Annotated in this window: 21 protein-coding genes; 13 read left to right on the top strand and 8 right to left on the bottom strand. The window is 74.5% G+C overall.

Translation table 11 applies throughout. The features are described 5' to 3' along the window. Nucleotides 1-33: 33 nt before the first annotated feature. Entirely contained in the window at nucleotides 34-999 is a 966-nt protein-coding gene (locus ACWIYF_RS05970) for a GAF and ANTAR domain-containing protein (protein WP_448627199.1), read from the top strand. Nucleotides 1,000-1,523: 524 nt separating this feature from the next. Here the strand turns inward: ACWIYF_RS05970 and ACWIYF_RS05965 are convergent. Both ACWIYF_RS05965 and ACWIYF_RS05960 read right to left on the bottom strand, forming a co-directional pair. Continuing rightward, the gene (locus tag ACWIYF_RS05965) at nucleotides 1,524-3,476 is read right to left on the bottom strand and encodes a CheR family methyltransferase (protein WP_448627198.1); all 1,953 of its coding nucleotides are present in this window, start codon (nucleotides 3,474-3,476) and stop codon (nucleotides 1,524-1,526) included. 4 nt (nucleotides 3,477-3,480) lie between these two features. After that, a complete protein-coding gene (locus ACWIYF_RS05960; RefSeq protein WP_448627197.1) occupies nucleotides 3,481-4,515 on the bottom strand; it encodes a chemotaxis protein CheB in 1,035 nt (344 codons plus the stop codon). 200 nt (nucleotides 4,516-4,715) lie between these two features. Here ACWIYF_RS05960 and ACWIYF_RS05955 point away from each other — a divergent pair, with 200 nt between their 5' ends. The 3 genes from ACWIYF_RS05955 (at nucleotide 4,716) to ACWIYF_RS05945 (ending at nucleotide 6,618) form a co-directional block, all read left to right on the top strand. After that, a complete protein-coding gene (locus ACWIYF_RS05955; RefSeq protein WP_448627196.1) occupies nucleotides 4,716-5,015 on the top strand; it encodes a hypothetical protein in 300 nt (99 codons plus the stop codon). Nucleotides 5,016-5,105: 90 nt separating this feature from the next. Then, the gene (locus ACWIYF_RS05950) at nucleotides 5,106-5,678 is read left to right on the top strand and encodes a dienelactone hydrolase family protein (protein ID WP_448627195.1); all 573 of its coding nucleotides are present in this window, start codon (nucleotides 5,106-5,108) and stop codon (nucleotides 5,676-5,678) included. A gap of 28 nt (nucleotides 5,679-5,706) precedes the next feature. Further along, entirely contained in the window at nucleotides 5,707-6,618 is a 912-nt protein-coding gene (locus tag ACWIYF_RS05945) for an alpha/beta fold hydrolase (RefSeq protein ID WP_448627194.1), read from the top strand. A 191-nt stretch (nucleotides 6,619-6,809) separates the two neighbouring features. Here ACWIYF_RS05945 and ACWIYF_RS05940 read toward each other — a convergent pair whose 3' ends face one another. Then, nucleotides 6,810-7,580, bottom strand: a complete 771-nt coding sequence (locus tag ACWIYF_RS05940) for an SDR family NAD(P)-dependent oxidoreductase (RefSeq protein ID WP_448627193.1) — start codon at nucleotides 7,578-7,580, stop codon at nucleotides 6,810-6,812. Between the two features lie 103 nt (nucleotides 7,581-7,683). Between ACWIYF_RS05940 and ACWIYF_RS05935 the strand changes: the two genes are divergently transcribed. The 6 genes from ACWIYF_RS05935 to ACWIYF_RS05910 are packed head-to-tail and all read left to right on the top strand — an operon-like array spanning nucleotide 7,684 to nucleotide 12,843. Continuing rightward, nucleotides 7,684-9,186 carry a long-chain-fatty-acid--CoA ligase gene (locus ACWIYF_RS05935; protein ID WP_448627192.1) on the top strand — a complete coding sequence of 501 codons (1,503 nt, stop codon included), beginning with the start codon at nucleotides 7,684-7,686 and terminating at the stop codon, nucleotides 9,184-9,186. Beyond that, nucleotides 9,183-9,614 carry a hypothetical protein gene (locus tag ACWIYF_RS05930; protein WP_448627191.1) on the top strand — a complete coding sequence of 144 codons (432 nt, stop codon included), beginning with the start codon at nucleotides 9,183-9,185 and terminating at the stop codon, nucleotides 9,612-9,614. Before ACWIYF_RS05935 ends, ACWIYF_RS05930 begins: the two co-directional genes overlap by 4 nt. Then, nucleotides 9,535-10,641 carry an alpha/beta fold hydrolase gene (locus tag ACWIYF_RS05925; protein WP_448627190.1) on the top strand — a complete coding sequence of 369 codons (1,107 nt, stop codon included), beginning with the start codon at nucleotides 9,535-9,537 and terminating at the stop codon, nucleotides 10,639-10,641. Before ACWIYF_RS05930 ends, ACWIYF_RS05925 begins: the two co-directional genes overlap by 80 nt. After that, nucleotides 10,638-11,183, top strand: a complete 546-nt coding sequence (locus tag ACWIYF_RS05920) for an N-acetyltransferase family protein (protein ID WP_448627189.1) — start codon at nucleotides 10,638-10,640, stop codon at nucleotides 11,181-11,183. Before ACWIYF_RS05925 ends, ACWIYF_RS05920 begins: the two co-directional genes overlap by 4 nt. A gap of 53 nt (nucleotides 11,184-11,236) precedes the next feature. Beyond that, nucleotides 11,237-11,881, top strand: coding sequence for a hypothetical protein (locus ACWIYF_RS05915; protein WP_448627188.1), 645 nt, complete (start codon nucleotides 11,237-11,239; stop codon nucleotides 11,879-11,881). A gap of 23 nt (nucleotides 11,882-11,904) precedes the next feature. Continuing rightward, on the top strand, nucleotides 11,905-12,843 hold the full coding sequence (locus ACWIYF_RS05910; protein ID WP_448627187.1) for a hypothetical protein: 939 nt from the start codon (nucleotides 11,905-11,907) through the stop codon (nucleotides 12,841-12,843). Nucleotides 12,844-12,852: 9 nt separating this feature from the next. Here ACWIYF_RS05910 and ACWIYF_RS05905 read toward each other — a convergent pair whose 3' ends face one another. The 5 genes from ACWIYF_RS05905 to ACWIYF_RS05885 all read right to left on the bottom strand — a co-directional run bounded on the left by ACWIYF_RS05905 (nucleotide 12,853) and on the right by ACWIYF_RS05885 (nucleotide 16,940). Beyond that, the gene (locus ACWIYF_RS05905; RefSeq protein WP_448627186.1) at nucleotides 12,853-13,116 is read right to left on the bottom strand and encodes a hypothetical protein; all 264 of its coding nucleotides are present in this window, start codon (nucleotides 13,114-13,116) and stop codon (nucleotides 12,853-12,855) included. A gap of 73 nt (nucleotides 13,117-13,189) precedes the next feature. After that, nucleotides 13,190-13,699, bottom strand: coding sequence for a class I SAM-dependent methyltransferase (locus ACWIYF_RS05900; protein ID WP_448627185.1), 510 nt, complete (start codon nucleotides 13,697-13,699; stop codon nucleotides 13,190-13,192). Next, nucleotides 13,696-15,336: an ABC-F family ATP-binding cassette domain-containing protein gene (locus ACWIYF_RS05895; protein ID WP_448627184.1), complete on the bottom strand. Its 1,641-nt coding sequence runs from the start codon at nucleotides 15,334-15,336 to the stop codon at nucleotides 13,696-13,698. Before ACWIYF_RS05895 ends, ACWIYF_RS05900 begins: the two co-directional genes overlap by 4 nt. Before the next feature lie 54 nt (nucleotides 15,337-15,390). Beyond that, nucleotides 15,391-16,464, bottom strand: coding sequence for an adenylate/guanylate cyclase domain-containing protein (locus tag ACWIYF_RS05890; protein WP_448627183.1), 1,074 nt, complete (start codon nucleotides 16,462-16,464; stop codon nucleotides 15,391-15,393). Between the two features lie 14 nt (nucleotides 16,465-16,478). Then, nucleotides 16,479-16,940: a universal stress protein gene (locus tag ACWIYF_RS05885; RefSeq protein ID WP_448627182.1), complete on the bottom strand. Its 462-nt coding sequence runs from the start codon at nucleotides 16,938-16,940 to the stop codon at nucleotides 16,479-16,481. A 189-nt stretch (nucleotides 16,941-17,129) separates the two neighbouring features. Between ACWIYF_RS05885 and ACWIYF_RS05880 the strand changes: the two genes are divergently transcribed. From ACWIYF_RS05880 to ACWIYF_RS05870, 3 genes are all read left to right on the top strand, one after another. After that, a complete protein-coding gene (locus ACWIYF_RS05880; protein WP_448627181.1) occupies nucleotides 17,130-18,140 on the top strand; it encodes an ABC transporter ATP-binding protein in 1,011 nt (336 codons plus the stop codon). After that, the gene (locus tag ACWIYF_RS05875) at nucleotides 18,137-18,901 is read left to right on the top strand and encodes an ABC transporter permease (protein ID WP_448627180.1); all 765 of its coding nucleotides are present in this window, start codon (nucleotides 18,137-18,139) and stop codon (nucleotides 18,899-18,901) included. Before ACWIYF_RS05880 ends, ACWIYF_RS05875 begins: the two co-directional genes overlap by 4 nt. A gap of 146 nt (nucleotides 18,902-19,047) precedes the next feature. Continuing rightward, nucleotides 19,048-19,857: an ankyrin repeat domain-containing protein gene (locus tag ACWIYF_RS05870; protein ID WP_448627179.1), complete on the top strand. Its 810-nt coding sequence runs from the start codon at nucleotides 19,048-19,050 to the stop codon at nucleotides 19,855-19,857. Nucleotides 19,858-19,986 lie beyond the last annotated feature (129 nt).

Raw genomic sequence — 19,986 nt, 5'->3', positions numbered from 1 at the left:
CTGGGGTGGTGCACCCGACGTGGCCGTTCCACCATGGAAGTGCCCGTCGGCCCGCCGCTCGGCGGGATCCACGACGGGCCGGGGGAAACGATGACCTGTAGGGAAGACGCCGCGAGAGCCGCCGCGCGCGAGGCCCGGCATGCGGCGTTCGAGGCACGCCGCCGTGCCCAGGACACGCGCCGTCAGGTCGGGCTGACCAGGTCGGAGACACGTCAGGCGCTCGAGGCGGTGCAGGCGGGGCGTCGCGTCGGCGTGACGAACCGGCAGCCGGCTCCGTCCGCGCCTCGACCGCACCGGACGTGGACGCCGGGGTCGGGGGCCGGTGCACCGGAGCTGGAGCTGTGCTCGGCGATGTCGCGCATCGTCCCCATGGACGCCGCCGCGGTCGCCGTGGCCCTCGACATGGAGCACCACGCGACCTTGCCCGGCTCCGACGCCCGACTCCGCCAGTTCGGCGACTGGCAGCAGTCGGTCAGCGAGGGGCCGGCCGTCGAGCTGTACCGCACCGGGGCACCCGTCGTGCTCGCCGACGTGCTGTCCGAACGCCGTCGATGGCCGCTGCTGGCGAGCCTGGACCCCACGTGCTCCGGCCTGCGCAGCCTCGTCCTGCTGCCGCTGCAGGCGGTGGCCGAACCGGATCCGGGCGCCGTTCTCGGCTTCCTCGCCGTGGCCCGCTTCCGGCCGGACCCCTTCTCCGGCAACGAGGTGAAGATGCTGATCCACCTCGCGGCCGTGATCTACCAGATGCTGGTGAAGCGGCTGACCGACCCGGAACTCCTGGACACGACACCGACGTCCGCGGTCGAGCTGGGGGACGACACGCTGAACGTCGCACTCGGCATGGCCATGGCGGCCTTCGGCGTGGACAGGGACGACGCCTACGCGCGGCTGAAGGGCCACGCCTTCGTGCTGGGGTGCACGGTCTGGGAACTGGCGCACGACCTGGTGACCGGACGACGGTCGGCGACCGTCCTCGCCGACGACGAGTCGCACCGCTGACCGACCGCGGACGCCGCGGGCAGGCGACGCGGATACCGCTGCCTCCGGCGGACGGCGGGAGGAGACTGCCCCCCATGCCGAGGGACGAGCCCGCCGACGGCCCGGCCGGCGACCGTGCCCGTGCGGCCGAGCGGCGCGGCGAGGAGCTCGCCGACCGTCTTCTCCGACTCGGCGCCGGCCAACCGCCGGATGCCGACGACGTCCGAGCCGCCGCGGCGCACGCTCGGGTCGCCTCCCAGCATGCCCAGCTTGCGCAGCAGCGTGCCGCGGTCGGGCACGAGCGAGCCGCTCAGGCGCACGAGCGGGCTGCGGCGAACGGCATCGGGGACGCCGCCGAGCACCGCCGCGCCGCCGCGGCGCACCGGTCGGAGGCCGACGGACGTCCGCGCCGCGACGCGGCCGGGAGCCGGGGCGGCCGAGGCCGAGGACGCCGCGCAACAGCGCACGCCCCTGACGTTGCTGCAACGGGACGCATCGCAGCGGCGGTGCAGGGCGAGGACACCTGAACCCCCGCCAGGGGGACGTCAGTCGTCGGTCGGGTCCATGAGGATGACGGCGCCCCCGCGGCGGTCCAGCCCGTGGGAGAACGCGCTCACCGTGACCCGGGCCTGCATCGGTCGCCCACGGCGGTTGGTGGCGTCCAGCGTGACGGTCTCGTGGCCGGCCCCGTCGGCGGCGATCTGCCGGCGCAGTAGGGGGTGCACCTCGGACATGGGCAGGCCGATGTCGAGGTTGAGCAGGTGCTGCCCGACCACCTCGTCCTGCCGCAGCCCCCAGAGGTCCTCGGCGGCGGCGTTCCAGACCAGCACCCGCAGGTCCGGATCGACCACGGCCACCCCTGCGCGGAAGCTGGACAGCACACCGGTCATGAACTGGTTGAGGGAGCCGATCTCCTCGGTGGAGTTCCGCAGCTCCTCGTTGGCCGAGTGGAGCTCGTCGTTCATCGACTGCAGCTCCTCGTTCATCGTCTCGAGCTCCTCGTTGGTCGACTGGAGCTCCTCGTTGGTCGTCTCCAGCTCCTCGACCGTCGACTGGAGCTCCTCGTTGGTCGTCTCGAGCTCCTCGTTGGTCGACTGGAGCTCCTCGTAGGCGCTCTCCAGCTGCCGGTTGGCGTACTCGAGCTCCCGCTGCAACCGCCGGAACTGGGTGACGTCGTCGATGATGACCGTGGTGCCGAGGATCGCCCCGTCCTCGCCGGTGACCGGGAGCACGAGGATGTCGAAGACGGAGGGCTCGTGGCCGGGCAACCGCCGCTCGATGCCGCGCAACCAGACCGGCTGCCGGGTCTCGGTGGCCTCGGCGATCGAGGAGCGCAGCTCCACGGGCCGGTAGGAGATCTCGAGGTCCTGGAACGGTCGGCCCTCGTCACGCCGGCTGACCCCGAACAGCCGCTCCGCCCGGTGGTTGACGAGGGCGAGCTGGCCGGTCGTGTCGATGACCAGCTGGGCGGCCGGCGAGGACAGCATCGCCTCCTGTCGCAGCCGGCTGAGCTGCTCGCCCGCCGCGGTGGGCAGCTCGCGGACCGGCGCGGCCACGGGCCGCCGCTCCGGCCCCGGGCGGCCGTCACGCTTGCGGAAGAAGCGGCGGGTCAGGTCGGCGGGGATGAACATCTCCCCGTGCGAGAGCAGCATCTCGGCCTTGCCGAGGAACAGCAGCCCGCCCGCGTTGAGGGCGTAGTGCAGCCGGGCGAGGATTCGCCCTTGCGTCTCGGCGGTGAAGTACATGAGCGTGTTGCGGCACAGCAGCAGGTCGACGTGGCTGATCGGCGCGTCCTGCACGAGGTCGTTGCGGCCGAAGATGACCGCGCGGCGCAGGTCCTTGCGGAAGCCCCACCGACCGTTCTCCGGGGTGAAGTAGCGCTCGATCTGCTCGGCCGTCAGGCCGCCGAGCTGCCGTTCGGTGAAGACCGCCTGGCGCGCCTGGGCGAGGGCGTCCTCGTCCACGTCCGTGGCGTAGATCTTGACGTGCTTGCGGAACTCGTCGGGGCCGAGCGCGTCCGCCAGCAGGATCGCGAGGCTGTAGGCCTCCTGGCCGGAGGCGCAGCCGGCGCTCCACACCCGGATGACGGGGCCGGCGTTCGCGAGCACCTGCGGCAGCAGGTGGTCGCGGAGGTGGTCCCAGGAGGACCGGTCGCGGAAGAAGCTGGTGACGTTGATCAGGATGGTGTTGAACAGCGGGGTGAACTCGTCGGGGTGGACCTCCAGGTAGTCCTGGTAGTCCGCGAACGACGCGACGCCGACCTCGCTCATCCGCCGCCGGACCCGGCGCACCAGACTGGGGCGCTTGTACCCGGTGAAGTCGAAGCCACGCGCTTCCCGCAGGTAGTGCAGCAGGTACTCGAAATCGGGATCCTGCCCGTGCAGTGCCGCCGCGTCGTCCCGGAGTGCCGTGGCGTCGGCCTGCCCGTCGCCGTCGTCGGCCAGGACGTCGTCGGCCACGGGTTCCGCGGCCGAGCGCTGCTCGTCGCGCTCGCTCATCGGCTCACGCCTCCCCCGCCTCGGCGGTCAGCGCGTCGCCGGAGAGCTCGCCGCGTTCGAGGAGGGAGCGCAGCAGGATCGCGGCGCCCTGCGCCTCGTCGTGCCGCCGGCGGAATGCTGCCGCGCTGTGCCCGTGGCCCTGTTCGGCCGCACGCTCGCCCATGCGCTGGCTCAGCGCGGCCCGCTCCTCGAGTCCGCGCAGCGCCATCCACAGCGCCCCCTCCAGTGCCTGCGCCTGCTCCTCGGCCAGCGCCTCGGGCGACCAGGCGTGGCCGACACGGCAGCGGTAGCGCTCCATCCCGCCCTCGGTGATCGCGAACAGCGAACCGTGGCAGGCGGGACAGCCGAAGCCGGAGGGCGTGCCCGGTCGCTCGTCCCGGTTCAACGCGTCGACGTCGAACTCGGCCATCGCCGTCTCCGTTCTCATCAGCTCGCTGGGCGGCGGCACGCCGGCGACCAGGACGTCCTCCGTGACCAGCTGGGTCAGCAGCTCCCCCATCCGTTCCAGCGCCACCACGTGGTCGGCGCCGCCGATCTCCGCCGCGTGCTGGGGCATGCTCGGGTACAGCGCGTCCTCGGGATCCTGCGAGACGCCCACGCCGCCGCGGGCCCGGACGGCGATGGTGCCCGCCGTCCCGTCGTCCAGCGCCCCGGAGAGGACGACGGAGACGAGCCGCGGCCCGACCGCGCGGGCCGCCGAGCGGAAGAGCACGTCGACGGCGGGGCGGTGACCGTTCTCCCGCGGTCCCCGAGACAGCGTCACCTTCCCGTCGACCACGATCAGGTGCCGATCGGGGACGGCGACGGTCACCGTGCCGGGCTCCAGGGGCGCGCCGTCCTCCGCGAACCGGACCGGGAGCTGCGACCGCCGCGCCAGGATGGTCGGCAGCGCGCTCCGCGACGTCGACGGCATGTGCAGGACGACGAGGACGGCGGCCGGGAAGTCCGCCGGCAGGTCGGCGAACAGCGCGCGGAGCGCCTCGACGCCGCCCGCGGAGGCGCCGACCACCACCACGTCCCGCCGGATCGTCGTCGCCACTGCTGTTCGCCTCCACCCGCGGACCCGGCCCGGGCGCTCGCCTGGGGATTCGCGAAACGCTATCGGCTGACGCTACGCCGCCAGCACCCGCAGCGGGGCGGGCGCGATCGGCGTCGACCCGTTCGCCCAGGATGCGGTGGATTTCGCGTTCTCCCTGGGTATGGCGCAGCCGCTCAGGCAACGGCACCGGGGAGGAACCGATGACGCAGTCCAGCTCCGAGGGTGTACCGCCCGCAGCCACGTCCGGCGCGACCGGAGCCCTGGACACCGGCAGCGCGGCCGACCGCGCCACGGACCAGGGCCACACCGTCGGCGCCGCCGACGCGGCGGAGGACGCCCGCCGGGCGGGCGCCGACCGCGACACCCCGTTGCGCGACACCGTCCAGGAGGGCGCGCTCGACGCCGACGACCCGGCGCCCACCGACGAGGGCGTCCCCGTCGGCAGCGCCGACGCCGAGGCCGACCGCGCAGGGGCGTCCGGGGACGACGACCGGGCCTGACCTCGGCGTCCCGGTTCCGTCCGCCGGCGGGATGCCGCAGGATGCCGGGCGGCGCGCGGACCGTCCGCACGCCGCCGAGGGAGCCGCGCCGTGGCCGACGTCGTCCTGTTCCACCACGCCCAGGGCCTGACCGACGGCGTCCGCCGGTTCGCCGGCCGGCTGTCGGCGGCCGGCCACCGGGTCACGCTGCCCGACCTCTTCGACGGCGCCACGTTCGGTTCGATCGCCGACGGAGTCGCGCACGCGGAGAAGATCGGCTTCGACCGGGTCATCGAGCGCGGCGTCGCCGCCGCGGACGGCCTGCCGGCGGAGACGGTCTACGCCGGTCTGTCGCTGGGGGTGCTGCCGGCGCAGAAGCTCGCGCAGAACCGGCCCGGGGCCCGGGGTGCGCTGCTGCTTTTCTCGGCCGTCCCCGCCGCGGTGTTCGGCGCCTGGCCCGACGGCGTCGCGCTGCAGATGCACTTCGCCGAGGACGACCCCTGGAGCGCCGAGGAGGACCTCCCGGCCGCCCGTGAGCTGGCCCGGACCGTCGAGGGCGCCGAGCTGTTCGTCTACCCGGGCTCGGGGCACCTGATCTGCGACGACAGCCTCCCCGACTACGACGAGGCCGCCACCGGGAAGATCCTCGAGCGCGCGCTCGGCTTCCTCGGCCGCGGGCACTGACCGGAACCGCCTGGGTTACGTTCCGGGCATGACGACCGACACCGGCATCCAGCGGGCACGGGTCGGCGAGATCGAACTCGCCTACGAGACCTTCGGCGAGCGGGCCAACCCCCCGCTGGTGCTCGTGATGGGCCTGGCCACGCAGATGATCGGCTGGCCGGACGAGTTCTGCCGGGGCCTGGCCGCGCGCGGGCTGTTCGTCGTCCGCTTCGACAACCGCGACATCGGGCTGTCCACGCACCTCGACGACCGCGGGGCGCCGGACATCCTGCGCCTCCTCAGCGGCGACCGGTCCGGGGTGCCCTACGCGCTGGCCGACCTCGCCGACGACACCGCGGGCCTGCTCGATGCGCTCGGCCTCGACAGCGCGCACGTGGTGGGCGCCTCGATGGGCGGCATGATCGCCCAGCTCGTGGCCGTCCGGCACCCGGCCCGGGTCCGCAGCCTGACCTCGATCATGTCCACGACCGGCGACCCGGCGGTGGGCGCCCCGGCCGAGGCGGCGATGGGCGTGCTGCTGGCGCCGCCGGCCACCGACCGGGCGAGCGCGATCGAGCGGGCGGTCGACACCTACCGGGTCATCGGCTCACCCGGCTTCGAGTTCGACGAGCAGGCGCTGCGCGAGCGGGCCGCGCTGTCCTACGACCGCCGCTACAACCCCGCGGGCGTGGCCCGCCAGCTCGCCGCGATCCTCACCACGCCCGACCGCACCGCCGACCTCGGCGCGGTCGCCGTGCCCACGCTGGTGGTGCACGGCGCCCAGGACCCGCTGGTGGACGTGAGCGGCGGCCGGGCCACCGCGGCCGCGATCCCCGGGTCCGAGCTCCTGGTCGTCGACGGCATGGGCCACGACCTGCCGCGCGAGGTCTGGCCCGAGCTGACCGACCGGATCGCCGCCCTGGTGCAGCGGGCCGAGCAGGGGCTCAGCGCCGCCCGGTGACGACGCTGCCCGCCGAGCGGGGCAGCCGCACCGCCTCGACCAGCGGCACGAGCAGGGAGCACCGCGAGGAGGACGAACGCCACGCGGAACGGCTCGTCGGCGCCGTCCCCAGCCCGGTCGCGCCGGCGACGAGCAGCGCGAGCCCGCGGCGGACCTCCCCGGCCCCCGGCCGGGGGTTCCCCGCCGCCCACTCAGCTGGTGAGCAGCCCGCCCTCGACGGGCAGCGTCGTGCCGGTCACGTAGCCACCGGCGTCGCTGGCCAGGAAGACCAGGGCGGCGGCGAGCTCGTCGGGGTCGCCGGGACGGCCCACCAGCACCCGCGGCATCTGCGACTCGAGATAGCCGTCGGCGTACTGGTCGGTCATCTCGGAGGCGAAGAAGCCGGGGGCCAGGGCGTTGACCCGGATGCCCCTGCGGCCGGTCCACTGCTGGGCCAGGTCGCGGGTCAGCCCGATCAGGCCGGCCTTGCTGGCCGCGTACGCCGCCTGCGGCAGCCCCGCGGTGGTCAGCCCCAGGATGCTCGAGATGTTGACGATCGAGCTGCCCGGCTGCATCACCCGCCCGCAGGCCTGCGCCATCCAGTAACAGCCGTTGAGGTTCACGTCGATGACCTGGCGGAACTGCTCCGGGGTCTCGCGCGTGGCCGGGACCGCCGTCCCGACCCCGGCGTTGTTCACCAGGACGTCGACCCGGCCGAACTCGGCCATGGTCGCGTCGACCAGCGCCTGGCAGTCCTCGGGGTTGGCGACGTCCGTGCGCACGGTGATCGCCCGCCGGCCGGCCTCCTCCACCAGCGCCTTGGTCTCGGTCAGGCGGTCCTCCCGCCGGGCGGCCAGTGCGACGTCGGCGCCGGCCTCGGCCAGCGCGCGGGCGAAGTCGCGGCCGAGGCCGGACGACGCTCCCGTCACGATCGCCACCCGGCCGTCGAGCCGGAACATGTCCAGGATCGTGCGGTCCCTCACGCCACTGCCCCTCTCGTCCTGCGCCGTTCCTCGCACCGTAGTCAGATGTTGCGTAGGTCACCCGGCGGGTAGACCGCTGCACCCGGGCTCTCGAGGGGGAGAGATGGGCAACCTGGCACAGAACCTGCTCGACACCGCCGAACGCGAGGCCGGCCGGCCGGCGCTGCGGATGGACGACGCCGTCCTCACCTACGCGCAGTTCCGGGACGCCGCCCTGCGCGTCGCCGCCTTCCTGCAGCAGCGGGGCGTCGAGCCCGGCGACCGCGTGGGCATGGTGCTGCCGAACGTGCTGTCCTTCCCGGTGCTGTTCTACGGGGCCCAGCTCGCCGGCGCCGCCGTCGTCCCGATGAACCCGCTGCTCAAGGCGCGGGAGGTCGAGTACTACCTGCGCGACTCCGGCGCGCGGATCGTGCTGGCCGCCGACCAGGTGGCCGGCCCCGCCACCGAGGCGGCCGGCACGGTCGGGATCGAGGCGGTCGCCGTCGACCCCGCGCTGCCGGAGCAGGCGATGGCCGCCGAGGGGCTGGCCACGCCGGTCGACCGCGCGGACGACGACCCCGCCGTCATCCTCTACACGTCTGGCACGACCGGGCCGCCCAAGGGCGCCGAGCTCACCCACGCCGGGCTGCACAGCAACGCGCTGACCACGCAGGAGACGCTGCTGGAAGCCGGCCCGGACGACGTGATCATGGGGTGCCTGCCGCTGTTCCACGTCTTCGGGCTCACCTGCGCGCTCAACGCGGGGGTGATCGCGGGGTCGCTGCTGACCCTCATCCCCCGGTTCGACGGCGGCAAGGCGCTGTCGGTGATCGGCCGCGACCGGGTCACGGTCTTCGAGGGCGTGCCGACGATGTTCTCGGCGATGCTGCACGCCCCCGACCGCGACCAGGCGGACGTCTCCAGCCTGCGGGTGTGCGTCTCCGGCGGCTCGGCGATGCCGGTCGAGGTCATGCGCTCGTTCGAGGAGACCTTCGGCTGCATCGTGCTGGAGGGCTACGGGCTGTCGGAGACCTCCCCGGTCGCCTCGTTCAACCACCCGCACGCCGAGCGGAAGCCGGGGTCGATCGGCACGCCGATCCGCGGCGTGGAGATGCGCCTGGTGGACGACGAGGGCCGGGACGTCACCGGCGGCGAGGTCGGCGAGATCGCCATCCGCGGCGAGAACGTCATGAAGGGCTACTGGGGCAAGCCCGAGGAGACGGCGAAGGCCATCCCCGACGGCTGGTTCCGCACCGGCGACCTGGCCCGGACCGACGACGACGGCTACTTCTTCATCGTCGACCGCAAGAAGGAGATGATCATCCGCGGCGGCTACAACGTCTACCCGCGGGAGATCGAGGAGGCGCTCTACGAGCACCCGGCGGTGGCCGAGGTCGCCTGCATCGGCATCGCCCACCCCGAGCTCGGCGAGGAGGTCGCCGCCGCGGTCGCGCTCAAGCCGGGGGCCAGCGCCGACCCCGCGGAGCTGCGCGAGTGGGCCAAGGCCCGGGTGGCCGCCTACAAGTACCCGCGGCACGTCTGGCTGGTCGACGCGCTGCCCAAGGGGCCGACCGGCAAGATCCTGCGCCGCGCGGTCGAGGTGCCCGAGGGGGTGGCGCAGCGATGACGGAGCAGCGCCCGGCGAAGCCGCCGGCGCCGTCGGCACCCCGCTGGCGGCAGGCCTACGACGCCGTCGACAAGGCGGTGACCCCGCGGGCGGAGGCGTTCGTGCGCACGCCGACCTTCGCCCAGGGCGCGGCGCTGCTGCAGCGGGCGCAGACGCTGGCCCGCAGCTCGGCGCGCGGCCTGACCGCCCGCGCCTGGCACCTGCTCAACCTGCCCGCCGGCTCCGACGTCAGCCGGCTCCGGGCGCAGATCGGGGCGCTGGACCGCGAGGTCCGGCGGCTCAACCTGCAGCTGGAGACCGAGCGGCGGCGGACCGGCCGAACCACCACGACGACCGAGGAGGAGCCCCGTGCCGACGGTGCCCAGCCCGCAGACGATCCTCGACCGCGTCCGGCGCGACGTCGAACGCAACGCCCTGCGGGCTCGTAACGGCATCAAGCTCGCCGCCGGGCTCGACCGGCCCGGCGTCGGGCTCACCCCGAAGGACGTGGTCTGGCAGCGCGGCCGCTCCCAGCTGTGGCACTACCGCAACGACGACGTGCGGTACTCGCCGCCGCTGCTGGTCGTGTTCAGCCTGGTCAGCCGCAGCTACATCCTCGACCTCACGCCGGGCAACAGCTTCATCGAGCAGCTGCTCGGCGCCGGCTTCGACGTCTACATGATCGACTGGGGCGAGCCCGACGAGCGGGACGCGCAGAACCGGCTCGAGGACTACGTCGACGACTACATCCCGGCAGCGGTCGACCGGGTGCTCGAGCTCTCCGGCGCCCACGAGATCAACCTGTTCGGCTACTGCTTCGGCGGCGACCTCACCCTGCTCTACGCCGCGCACCACCCCGACGCGCCGCTGCGCAGCCTCACCGTGCTGGCCACGCCGGTCGACTTCGAGCACATGGGGCCGATGGGCGACCTGTTCCGGGTCGGCGGGCTCGAGGTCGACCAGGTGATCGGAGACGACGGCAACGTGCCGCCGTCGGTCGTTGTCCAGGGCTTCAAGACGCTGACCCCCACCGCCGAGGTGACCCGCTACGTGACGCTGTGGGAACGGCTTTGGAACGACGAGTACGTCGCCGCCTACCAGGCCATGACCGGCTGGTCGGACGACCACGTGCCGTTCCCCGGCGCGGCCGCCCGCGAGACGGTGAGCATGCTCGTCCGCGACAACGGGATGGTCACCGACCGGCTCACCGTCGGCGGCGACCCGGTGCGCCTGTCCGACATCACCGTGCCGTTCCTGACCGTCCGGGCCAACCGCGACCACATCGTGCCGCCGGCCGCGACCGCGCCCCTGATCGACCTGGTCGGCTCCGAGGACAAGCACGAGCTGTGCCTCGACGCCGGCCACATGGGCCTGGTCGTCGGCCGGACGGCGGCCAAGACGACGGTCCCGACGATCCTCGACTTCCTCCGCCGGCGCAGCGAGCCGGTCGACGCCCCGGCCGGAGCCGCCTCGTGAGCACCGTGGTGCCACTGACGTCCGAGCACTGCGACGCCCTGCTGCGGTTCTTCCAGGGGCTGCCCGAGGGTGACCTGACCTTCATCAAGGAGGACGTCACCGACCCGGCGACCGTGCGGGCCTGGACCGCCGGGGACGACCGGGCCCGGCGCTGGGTCGCCGTCGACGGCGCGGACATCCGCGGCTACGTCTCGGTGCTGCGGCTCTCCGGGTGGTCCGACCACGTGGGCGAGGTCCGCCTCGTGGTGGCGCCGTCGGCGCGCGGCACCGGGCTGGGCCGCGACCTGGCCCGCCACGCGCTGGTCTCCGCGGTCGAGGCGGGCATGACCAAACTCGTCGTGGAGGTGGTGGCCGAGCAGGGCGCCGCGCTGGCCCTGTTCACCGCCCTGGGCTTCAGCGGGGAGGCCCTGCTGCGCGACCAGATCCGCGACCGCGAGGGGCGGCTGCGCGACCTGATGGTGCTGGCCCACCACGTCAACGAGACCTGGTCGGGCATGGACACCGTCGGCCTGCCCGAGGCGCTCGGCCAGGAGCCCGGCTGAGCCCGCGCCCGGCCTCGGGTTGAGTCGGGCCGGGCACGTGCCGACCTTTCCTGGTGCAGGGGACACCGGAGGGGACGGCGATGACCGAGGGACGACGACGCGTGCGCGGGCTGCTCGTGCTCGCCGCGGCCGCCGCCTCGGTCGCCGGCTGCGCGACGGCGTCGGGCGACGTGCAGGTCGCGGCCGCCACCCGGTCGGCCGCCCCGCCGACCTGGTTCCTCGAGTCGGGCGGCGTCGTCCCGGCGCTGCCGACCGTCCCGACCACGGTGGGCCTCTCCCCGGTCATCCCGCGGCCGGGTGAGTTCTCCGTGCCCCTGCCGGCGCCCTACGGCGTCCCGGTGGAGACCGAGCCGCCGCCGGCGGTCTGCGGCGGGTACGCCAGCCCGGTCCGGATCAACCCGGGCGCCGTCCCGGGCCCCGGCACGGCCACGATCAGCTGGCAGGCCGACGGGCGCGCCGAGGTGGTCGGCTACCGCGTGCAGGCGGTCTCCCAGGACATCGTCTCGGGCACCCAGCCGGTGCCGCTGCAGCAGAGCGTCGGCCAGCCGGCCGGGTGCGAGGCGGTCACCGTGACGCTGACCGGCCTGACCCGCGGCGGCGTCTACGTGTTCTGGCTGGAGGAGGCCGTCGTCGACCCGCAGACGTCGGTGACCCGGCTGGTGCAGGTGGGCAGCTCGTCGCCGCTGGTCATCCCCTGACCCGGCCTCTAGGTTCTGCGGCCATGACCGTGCTCGACTGGCTGCTCGACTCCGACCCGGCGATCCGCTGGCAGGCGCTGCGCGACCTCGCCGACGCCCCGGCGGACGTCGTGGCCGCCGAGCGGGCCCGGGTGGCCACCGAGGGGTGGGGCGCCCGGCTGCTCGCGCTGCGGGACCCGGACGGCCAGTGGGCCGGCGGCGCCTGCTTCCCCGGCAAGCCGTCCGACGTCGACGGCCAGCCGTGGACGGCGACGCTGCCCACGCTGGACCTGCTCCGCCTCCTCGGCCTCGACCCGCGATCACCCGAGGCGCGCGAGACGGTCGCGCTGGTGCGCGAGAACTGCCGCTGGGAGTACGACGGCTCGCGGTTCTTCGACGGCGAGGTCGAGCCCTGCATCAACGGCCGGACCGTCGCCCTGGGCGCCTACTTCGGCGAGGACGTCGACGGGATCGTCGCGCGGCTGCTCGACGACCAGCTCGACGACGGCGGGTGGAACTGCTGGACGGAGGAGGGGTCGACCCACTCGTCGTTCGACTCGACGCTCGACGTGCTCGAGGGCCTGCTCGCGCACGAGCGGGCGACCGGCGGCACGCCGCAGACGGCCGCGGCGCGGCGCCGCGGCGAGGAGTACCTGCTCGAGCGCGCCCTGTTCCGGCGCCGGAGCACCGGCGAGGTGGTCCAGCCCGGCTACCTGCAGTTCTCGTTCCCGCCCCAGTGGCACTACGACGTGCTCCGGGCGCTCGACCACTTCCGCGACGCCGGGGGCACACCGGACGCGCGGGTGGGCGAGGCGATCGAGCTGGTGCGCGGCAAGCGGCAGCCCGACGGCACGTGGCTGCTGGAGAACACCCACCCCGGCGCCGTGCACTTCCCGCTCGAGGACGGCGACGGCCGGCCCAGCCGCTGGAACACCCTCCGCGCGCTGCGGGTGCTGCGGTGGTGCGAGACGTCCTCCGGCTGATCCCGCCACTCACGCGGGCACGACGTCGCCGGCTTCGGGGAAGAGCGGGAAGTCGCTGACGACGCCGCTGTCCGCGAGTGCCTCCTCGACGCCGCCGGCGACGCGGACCGCCTCGGTCGACACGGTCACCGTCAGCCCGTCCCCGGCCGGCGCCCTGGACGACCGGATGGTGCTCGCGCACCAGGCGCCCGGCCTCGGCCCAGCGCAGCCGGCCAGCACTCCGACGGCGACCAGCAGCAACGCTGCCGGCAGGCGGTTCCGTGCGGCCCTCACGGCCCGGATCGTGGCGGCCTGGCCGCGGCGTCGTCCAGCGGCGATACCGGATCGTCTCCGACCGCGCGGGTTCTCAGCGGCGGACGGCGCGCACGCCCGCCCCCGCGGCGGCGCGGACGACCTCCACGTCGGCGAACCCGTGCGCACGCAGGGCCTCGGCGACCGCGCCGATCCGGCGGTCGGCCCCGGCGGGGCCGCGGTCGTAGAGCACGAGCAGCCGCCCGCCCGGGCGCAGCACGTCCCGGAGGACGGCGAGCTCCCGTGCCGGATCCGCCGTCCAGAACAGGTTCACGTTCACCGTGACGGCCGCGTCGACGCTGCCCGCCGGCAGGTCCAGCTCCGCGAGCTCGGCCCGGAGCACGGTCAGCCGCCCGTCCGCCACCGCGCCGGCGTTGCGCCGCGTCGTCCGCTCGACGGCCACCGCCGACCGGTCGACGGCGACGAGCCGACCGGTGGTCAGCCGCGCGCAGACCAGCACCGCGGCCACCCCCGGACCACAGCCGACCTCCAGGACGACGTCGTCCGGGCGGGGGTCGAGGAGCTCCATGGCCCAGGCGATCCGCGGCGGGACCGCCGGGTTCACGCCTCCGTGACCCGGCCGCCGTCGACGACCAGCCGCCGGGTGGTGTGCACGGCCTCGAGCATCCGCCGGTCGTGGGTGACCAGCAGCAGCGTGCCCTCGTAGCTCGCCAGCGCCTGCTCGAGCTGCTCGATCGCGGGCAGGTCGAGGTGGTTGGTCGGCTCGTCGAGCACCAGCACGTTGATGCCGCGCGCCTGCAGCAGCGCGAGGGCGGCCCGGGTGCGCTCCCCCGGCGAGAGGGTGACGGCGGGCCGCAGCACGTGCTCGGCGGTCAGCGCGAACTTGGCCAGCAGGGTGCGCACCTCCGACGTCGGCCAGTCCGGCACCTCGGCGGAGAACGCGTCCAGCAACTGCTCGCCGCCGAGGAACCGGCCGCGGGCCTGGTCGATCTCGCCGATCCGCACCGACGGCCCGAGCGACGCCGTCCCCTCGTCGAGCGGCACCCGGCCGAGCAGCGCGGCGAGGAGGGTGGACTTGCCGGCGCCGTTCGCCCCGGTGATCGCCAGCCGATCGCCCCAGTCCACCTGCAGGTCGACCGGGCCGAGGGTGAAGGACCCGCGCCGGACCACCGCCCCGCGCAGCGTGGCGACGACGGCACCGGCCCGCGGGGCGGCGGCGATCGTCATCCGCAGCTCCCACTCCTTGCGGGGCTCCTCCACCACGTCGAGCCGCTCGATCCGCCGCTCGGTCTGGCGGGCCTTGGCGGCCTGCTTCTCCGAGGTCGCGCGCATGTGCGCCCGGATGTTCTTGTCCGGCTCGCTCTTGGCGCTGCGCACCGCGTTGCGGATCCCCTTGGTCATCCAGTTGCGCTGCATGCGCGCCCGGGCCTCCAGCCCGGACCTCGTCTCGGCGTACTCCTCGTACTCCTCGCGGGCGTGCCGCCGGGCGACCTCGCGCTCGACCAGGTAGGCCTCGTAGCCGCCGTCGTGCCCGCGGACCACCTGCTGGGCCAGGTCGAGCTCCACCACGCGGGTCACCGTGCGGGCGAGGAATTCGCGGTCGTGGCTGACCACCACGATCCCGCTGCGGGTCCGGGCGACGAAGCGCTCCAGCTGCGCCAGCCCGGTCAGGTCGAGGTCGTTGGTGGGCTCGTCGAGCAGCAGGACGTCGTAGCGGGACAGCAGCAGCGCGGCCAGCCCCACCCGGGCGGCCTGCCCGCCGGAGAGACCGGTCGTGGGCGCGTCCAGGGCGATGCCCGGCGCCACCTCGGCGAGGACGGCGGCGGCGCGCTCCTCGAGGTCGGGCCCGCCGAGCGCCAGCCAGCGCTCCAGCGCGTGGGCGTAGTCGTCGTCGGCGCCGTCCGTGCCCGCGGCGAGCGCCTCGGTGGCGGCGTCCATCGCGGCGTGGGCCGCGGCGACGCCGGTCCGGCGGCCCAGCGCACCGAGCACCGTCTCCCCCGCCCACCGCTCGGCCTCCTGCGGCAGGTAGCCGATCGTCCCCGACGGCGGGGAGAGGACGACGCTGCCCGACTCCGCCGGCAGCTCGCCGGCCAGGGTGCGCAGCAGGGTGGACTTGCCCGCCCCGTTCACCCCGACCAGGCCCACGACGTCACCCGGGGCGACGACGAGGTCGAGGTCGGCGAACAGGACGCGGGCGCCGTGACCGGCGGCCAGGCCGCGCGCGACGAGGGTGGCACTCACCGGCCCATGGTCCCAGGCGCCGTGATCATCGATCCGGCGCACGCGCGGCGGTGCTCACGACCCGGGGTCGTCGTCCTCCTGGGCGAGGACCTCGTCGGCCATCTCGTCGAGCATGCGCTCGAGCAGGTTGTCCTCGTCGGCGCTGCGCCGGCGCACGAGCCACGGCTGCAGGTGGTCGTAGCCGCGCACCGAGACCCGCCGCAGCGGGCGCACCCGGTAGGCCTGCCGGCCGCGCAGCCGGCGGGCCAGCTCGCGGTCGACCAGCACCGTCGACGGGTTCGCGACCGAGGTGAGCCGGCTGGCCAGGTTCACCACCGGCGAGTAGACGTCGCCGAGGCGGGTCAGCACCGTCCCGTAGGCGACGCCGACCCGCAGCGGCGGACGGTCCTCGGCGGCCCACTCGTCCGGCAGGCCCAGGGCGATCTCGGCGGCGTCCTCCGCGGTGCCGGCGGTGAACAGCACGCCGTCCCCGACGGTCTTGACCACCCGGCCGGAGTGCCGCGCGATCACCTCGGCGGCGATGCTCTCGAAGTCCTCGACCATCGCGCCGAGCTCACGCCCGCCCATCCCGCGGCTGCGCGAGGTGTAGCCGACCAGGTCGGCGAAGCCCACGGCCAGCTCGCGCCGGTCACCCCCGCCGGCCGCGGCCAGCAGCCGGTCGGCGTTGGCGGCCAGGTGGCGCTTCCAGACGTAGTGCTGGATGTCCCGCAGGTGCGGCAGCAGCCTGCGGGCGGCCTCGACCGCCTCCTCCGGCGTGGCCTCGCGTCCGGTCTCCCGCGCCGACCCGGCCAGGACGTCGGCCAGCATGTCGGTCTGCCAGTCGGCCAGCCGCGACAGCGCCTGCCCCATGGCCCGCGCGATGGTGGCCTCGGTCTCGGGCCCGATGAACCCCGACTCGATCAGTGACTCGAGCGCGCGCAGCGCCGCGATGTCGGCGTCGCTGTACGCCGGATCGGCGTCGGGGGTGTCGGCGAAACCCAGCGCCCGCCACAGCCGCTGGGTCCGTTCCAGCGGCACGCCGGAGAGCTCGGCCACCTGCAGGCGGGTGTAGCGGCGCGGGCCGTCCAGCAGCAGCCGCTCGAGCGCCTCGCGGGCGTCCGGGCCCGGGTCCTGCCCGGGGTCGTCCATGGGGGAATCGTGCCTCAGGTGGTGTGCACGACGAGGACGTCGACCCCCGAGCGCCGCGTCGCATCGGCCGGCACCGAGCCGAGCAGCCGGCCCTTGATGCCGTTGAGGCCCTTGTTGCCGACCACCAGCAGGTCGGCGTCCTCCCGGCGGACGACGTCGAGCAGCGCCTCGACCGGCGAGCCCATGACCGCGACCGTGCGGACGTCGGTCGCGCCCGCCTTGGCCGCCCGCTCGCCGGCGCTGCGCACGGTCTCCTCGGCCGGGTGCGAGCCCACGACCTGGTACGCCTCGTCCCCCAGCACGTCCTGCGCGCGGGAGAGCTCCCGCTCGTCGGCGTCGGTCGGCAGGTAGGCGCAGGCCACCACCAGGGTCGCCCCGCAGGCGCCGGCGATCGCGCCGGCACGTGCGACCGCGCGCAGGGAGGACTCGGACCCGTCGGTGCCGACGACGACGGTCCGGTAGGCGGTGTCGGTCACGGCCGCACTGTATGTGACCTGCGGTACCACCTGCTTGTCGAGCCGGCACCGTTTCCCCCGGTCAGGCGTCAGGCAGAGGATCCATTGCCCCCGGATCGCGGCCGAATCCAAAGGTGAAGGATCCTTTGCCCCAGCTCACACCCGGAAGTGAGGACAGGCTGCCCTCAGTGCTGCCGGAGCGACACCCCCGTGCGCTTGGATGGACACGTCCGCCGGACCCATGACGAGGAGTGCGCCATCAGCAGCGGCATCGCCCCGCGGTTCGACCCCGTACGGGTCGAGGTCAGTGGGCTCACCAAGACCTTCGGCACCGTCCGGGCCGTCGACGGGCTCTCCTTCACGGTGGAGCCCGGCTCGGTCACCGGCTTCCTCGGCCCCAACGGCGCCGGCAAGACCACCACGCTGCGCATGGTCCTGGGGCTGGAGACGCCCGACACCGGCCAGGCCACGTTCGACGGCGTCCCCTACGCCAGGCTGGCCGAACCCGTGCGGACCGTCGGCGCCGTCCTCGAGACCGCCTTCCACCCCGCCCGCTCCGGGCGCAACCACCTGCGGGTGTACTGCCGGGCCGCCGGCCTGCCGGTGTCGCGCGCCGACGAGACGCTGCAGCAGGTCGGCCTCACCGACGCGGCCAACCGCCGCGCGGGCGGCTACTCGCTCGGCATGCGCCAGCGGCTGGCCCTGGCGACCGCGCTGCTCGGCGACCCCGCCGTCCTCGTGCTCGACGAGCCGGCCAACGGCCTGGACCCCGAGGGCATCCAGTGGCTGCGCGGCTTCCTGCAGCACCTGGCGCACACCGAGGGCCGCACGATCCTGGTCTCCAGCCACCTCCTGGCCGAGATGGAGCAGACCGCCGACCGGATCGTGATCATCGGCGCGGGCAAGCTGGTCCGCGAGGGGTCGATCGCCGAGCTGCGCTCGGGCGCCGACGGGGCCGGGACGGTGCGCGTGCGCAGCCCCGAGGCACACCGGCTGGCCGACGTGCTGCGCGCGGCCGGGCACCCGATCACCACCGAGGACGGCGACACGCTCACCGTCACCGGGGTGCCGACTGCGGACGTCGGGCACGCGGCCTTCACGGCCGGCATCGAGCTGCACGAGCTGCGTTCGCACAGCACCGGCCTCGAGGAGATCTACTTCCGGCTCACCGCCGGTCAGGAGCAGTTCGCCGCGACGGTGCCGCAGGAGGTTGCCCGATGACCCGCCTCGTCCGCGCGGAGTGGACCAAGCTGCTCACCACCCGCGTCTGGATCGGCCTGGTGCTGGGCGCCTGCGTCATGGCCGGCGGGTTCGCCGCCCTGTTCACCGGGCTCGCCGGGGTCGAGCAGAACGGCCAGCCGGGCCTGCCCGCGGTCGGCACGGACCAGTACGAGGAGCTCGTCTTCTCGGTCGGCGCCAACGCCAGCGTGCTGCTGCTGATCCTCGGCATCATCGGGATGACCCAGGAGTACCGGCACCGGACGGCGACGCCGACCTTCCTCACCACGCCCCGTCGCGGCCGGGTGGTCCTGGCGAAGCTGCTGGCCTACGCGCTGGCCGCGGTGCCGATCGCGCTGCTCGTCCTGGCCGTCGACGTCCTGGTCGTGGCCGTCTACGCCGGCGCACGCGGGGACGCGCCGTCGCTCGACGCCGACAACCTGCAGACGCTGGCCGCGGCCGGACTCGTGCTGGTCGTCTTCGCGGTGATCGGCGTCGGCATCGGGGCGCTGCTGCGCAACCAGGTCGGCGCCATCGTCGGCTCGCTCGTCTACCTGTACGTCGTGGAGCCGATCGTCTCCTCGATCAGCGCGATCCAGGGCGCGTACAAGTGGCTGCCCGGAGGCGCGGTGCAGGCGATCACCTCGGACTTCCAGGCACCGGATCTGCTCGCCCCGTGGCAGGGCGCCGTGTTACTGCTCGGCTACGGTCTGGTCGCCGCCGTCCTGGGTACGTTCCTCGCCGTCCGGCGAGACATCGTCTGATGACAGCCCCGGGAGCATCGCAGCGAGGAACGAGCGAGGAGCGGACCGGGGCGCGGAATCAGACGGATGGCATCGTCTGACGGTCCGGACGTCTGCACGGGCGAGCCCCGTCCACCGACACCCGAGAACCCGGGGAGCACTTCCGCATGACCACCCGCATGACCGCCCAGCGCCTGGGCAGGCTGATCGCCGACGGCGACGTCGACGCGGTCCGCACCGCGGTCACCGACAACCCGCGGCTGCTCGCACGCACGGTCGAGCGCGACGGGCACAGCGGCTGGACGCCGCTGCACATGGCGGTGGCCGAGCAGCAGGACAAGATCGTCCGGGTGCTGGTCGAGGCCGGCGCCGATCCGTCCGCGCGGACCGAGCACGACCACACCCCGCTGCACGTCGCCCTGGAGTCCGCGCCCGAGCTCGTCGCCGTCCTGCAGGAGCTGGGCGCGCCGGTCGACGCGGCGAGCGCGGCGTTCCTCGACGACGTCGAGCAGCTGGAGCGCGAGCTGGACCTGGGCGCCCATCTGGTCGATCCGGTCACCCGCGTGGACCTGCTGGCCCTCGCCGCCCACGGCGGCGCCCTCCGGACCGCGCGGCTGCTGCTCGACCGCGGTGCCGACGCCGACGGCGGCGCGCTGCACGCCGCGGCCGGCCGGGCGCACCTCGAGCTCGTCCGGATGCTGCTGGACGCCGGGGCCGACGTCGACCGGCGCGACCCGGAGTCCGGCCGGGCGCCGCTGCACGCGGCCGTCGCGGCCGGCCCCGGCGGCGACGCGCCCGAGGTCGTGCGCGCCCTCTTGGAGGCCGGGGCGGACGTCAACGCCACCACGAACGACGGCGCCAGCGCCCTCGACATCAGCCGCGTCGCGGCCGCCCGTTCCCGCCGGTCGGACGCGCGCCAGGCGACGGCCCACGACGCCCTCGCGGAGCTGCTCACCGCGCACGGCGCCACTGACTGACGAAGGCTCCCTGCAGGGCCCGGAGCGGGTCCGCTCGGCCGGTTCGACCGGTAAGCGGCCAGGCCCCGGGCGTAGACTCGCCACCCGGTCCGAAAACGTCCACAGACGAAGAAGGCACTCGCCCCCGTG

Source organism: Geodermatophilus sp. URMC 64 (assembly GCF_053502555.1).
This window is presented reverse-complemented; position numbering and strand designations above follow the sequence as displayed.

What these genes read in the sequence shown, in the direction of transcription:
- ACWIYF_RS05970 (WP_448627199.1), top strand. Translation starts at nt 34, where the DNA reads ATGGAAGTGCCCGTCGGCCCGCCGCTCGGCGGGATCCACGACGGGCCG.
- ACWIYF_RS05965 (WP_448627198.1), bottom strand. Translation starts at nt 3,476, where the DNA reads ATGAGCGAGCGCGACGAGCAGCGCTCGGCCGCGGAACCCGTGGCCGAC.
- ACWIYF_RS05955 (WP_448627196.1), top strand. Translation starts at nt 4,716, where the DNA reads ATGACGCAGTCCAGCTCCGAGGGTGTACCGCCCGCAGCCACGTCCGGC.
- ACWIYF_RS05945 (WP_448627194.1), top strand. Translation starts at nt 5,707, where the DNA reads ATGACGACCGACACCGGCATCCAGCGGGCACGGGTCGGCGAGATCGAA.
- ACWIYF_RS05935 (WP_448627192.1), top strand. Translation starts at nt 7,684, where the DNA reads ATGGGCAACCTGGCACAGAACCTGCTCGACACCGCCGAACGCGAGGCC.
- ACWIYF_RS05930 (WP_448627191.1), top strand. Translation starts at nt 9,183, where the DNA reads ATGACGGAGCAGCGCCCGGCGAAGCCGCCGGCGCCGTCGGCACCCCGC.
- ACWIYF_RS05910 (WP_448627187.1), top strand. Translation starts at nt 11,905, where the DNA reads ATGACCGTGCTCGACTGGCTGCTCGACTCCGACCCGGCGATCCGCTGG.
- ACWIYF_RS05890 (WP_448627183.1), bottom strand. Translation starts at nt 16,464, where the DNA reads ATGGACGACCCCGGGCAGGACCCGGGCCCGGACGCCCGCGAGGCGCTC.
- ACWIYF_RS05875 (WP_448627180.1), top strand. Translation starts at nt 18,137, where the DNA reads ATGACCCGCCTCGTCCGCGCGGAGTGGACCAAGCTGCTCACCACCCGC.
- ACWIYF_RS05870 (WP_448627179.1), top strand. Translation starts at nt 19,048, where the DNA reads ATGACCACCCGCATGACCGCCCAGCGCCTGGGCAGGCTGATCGCCGAC.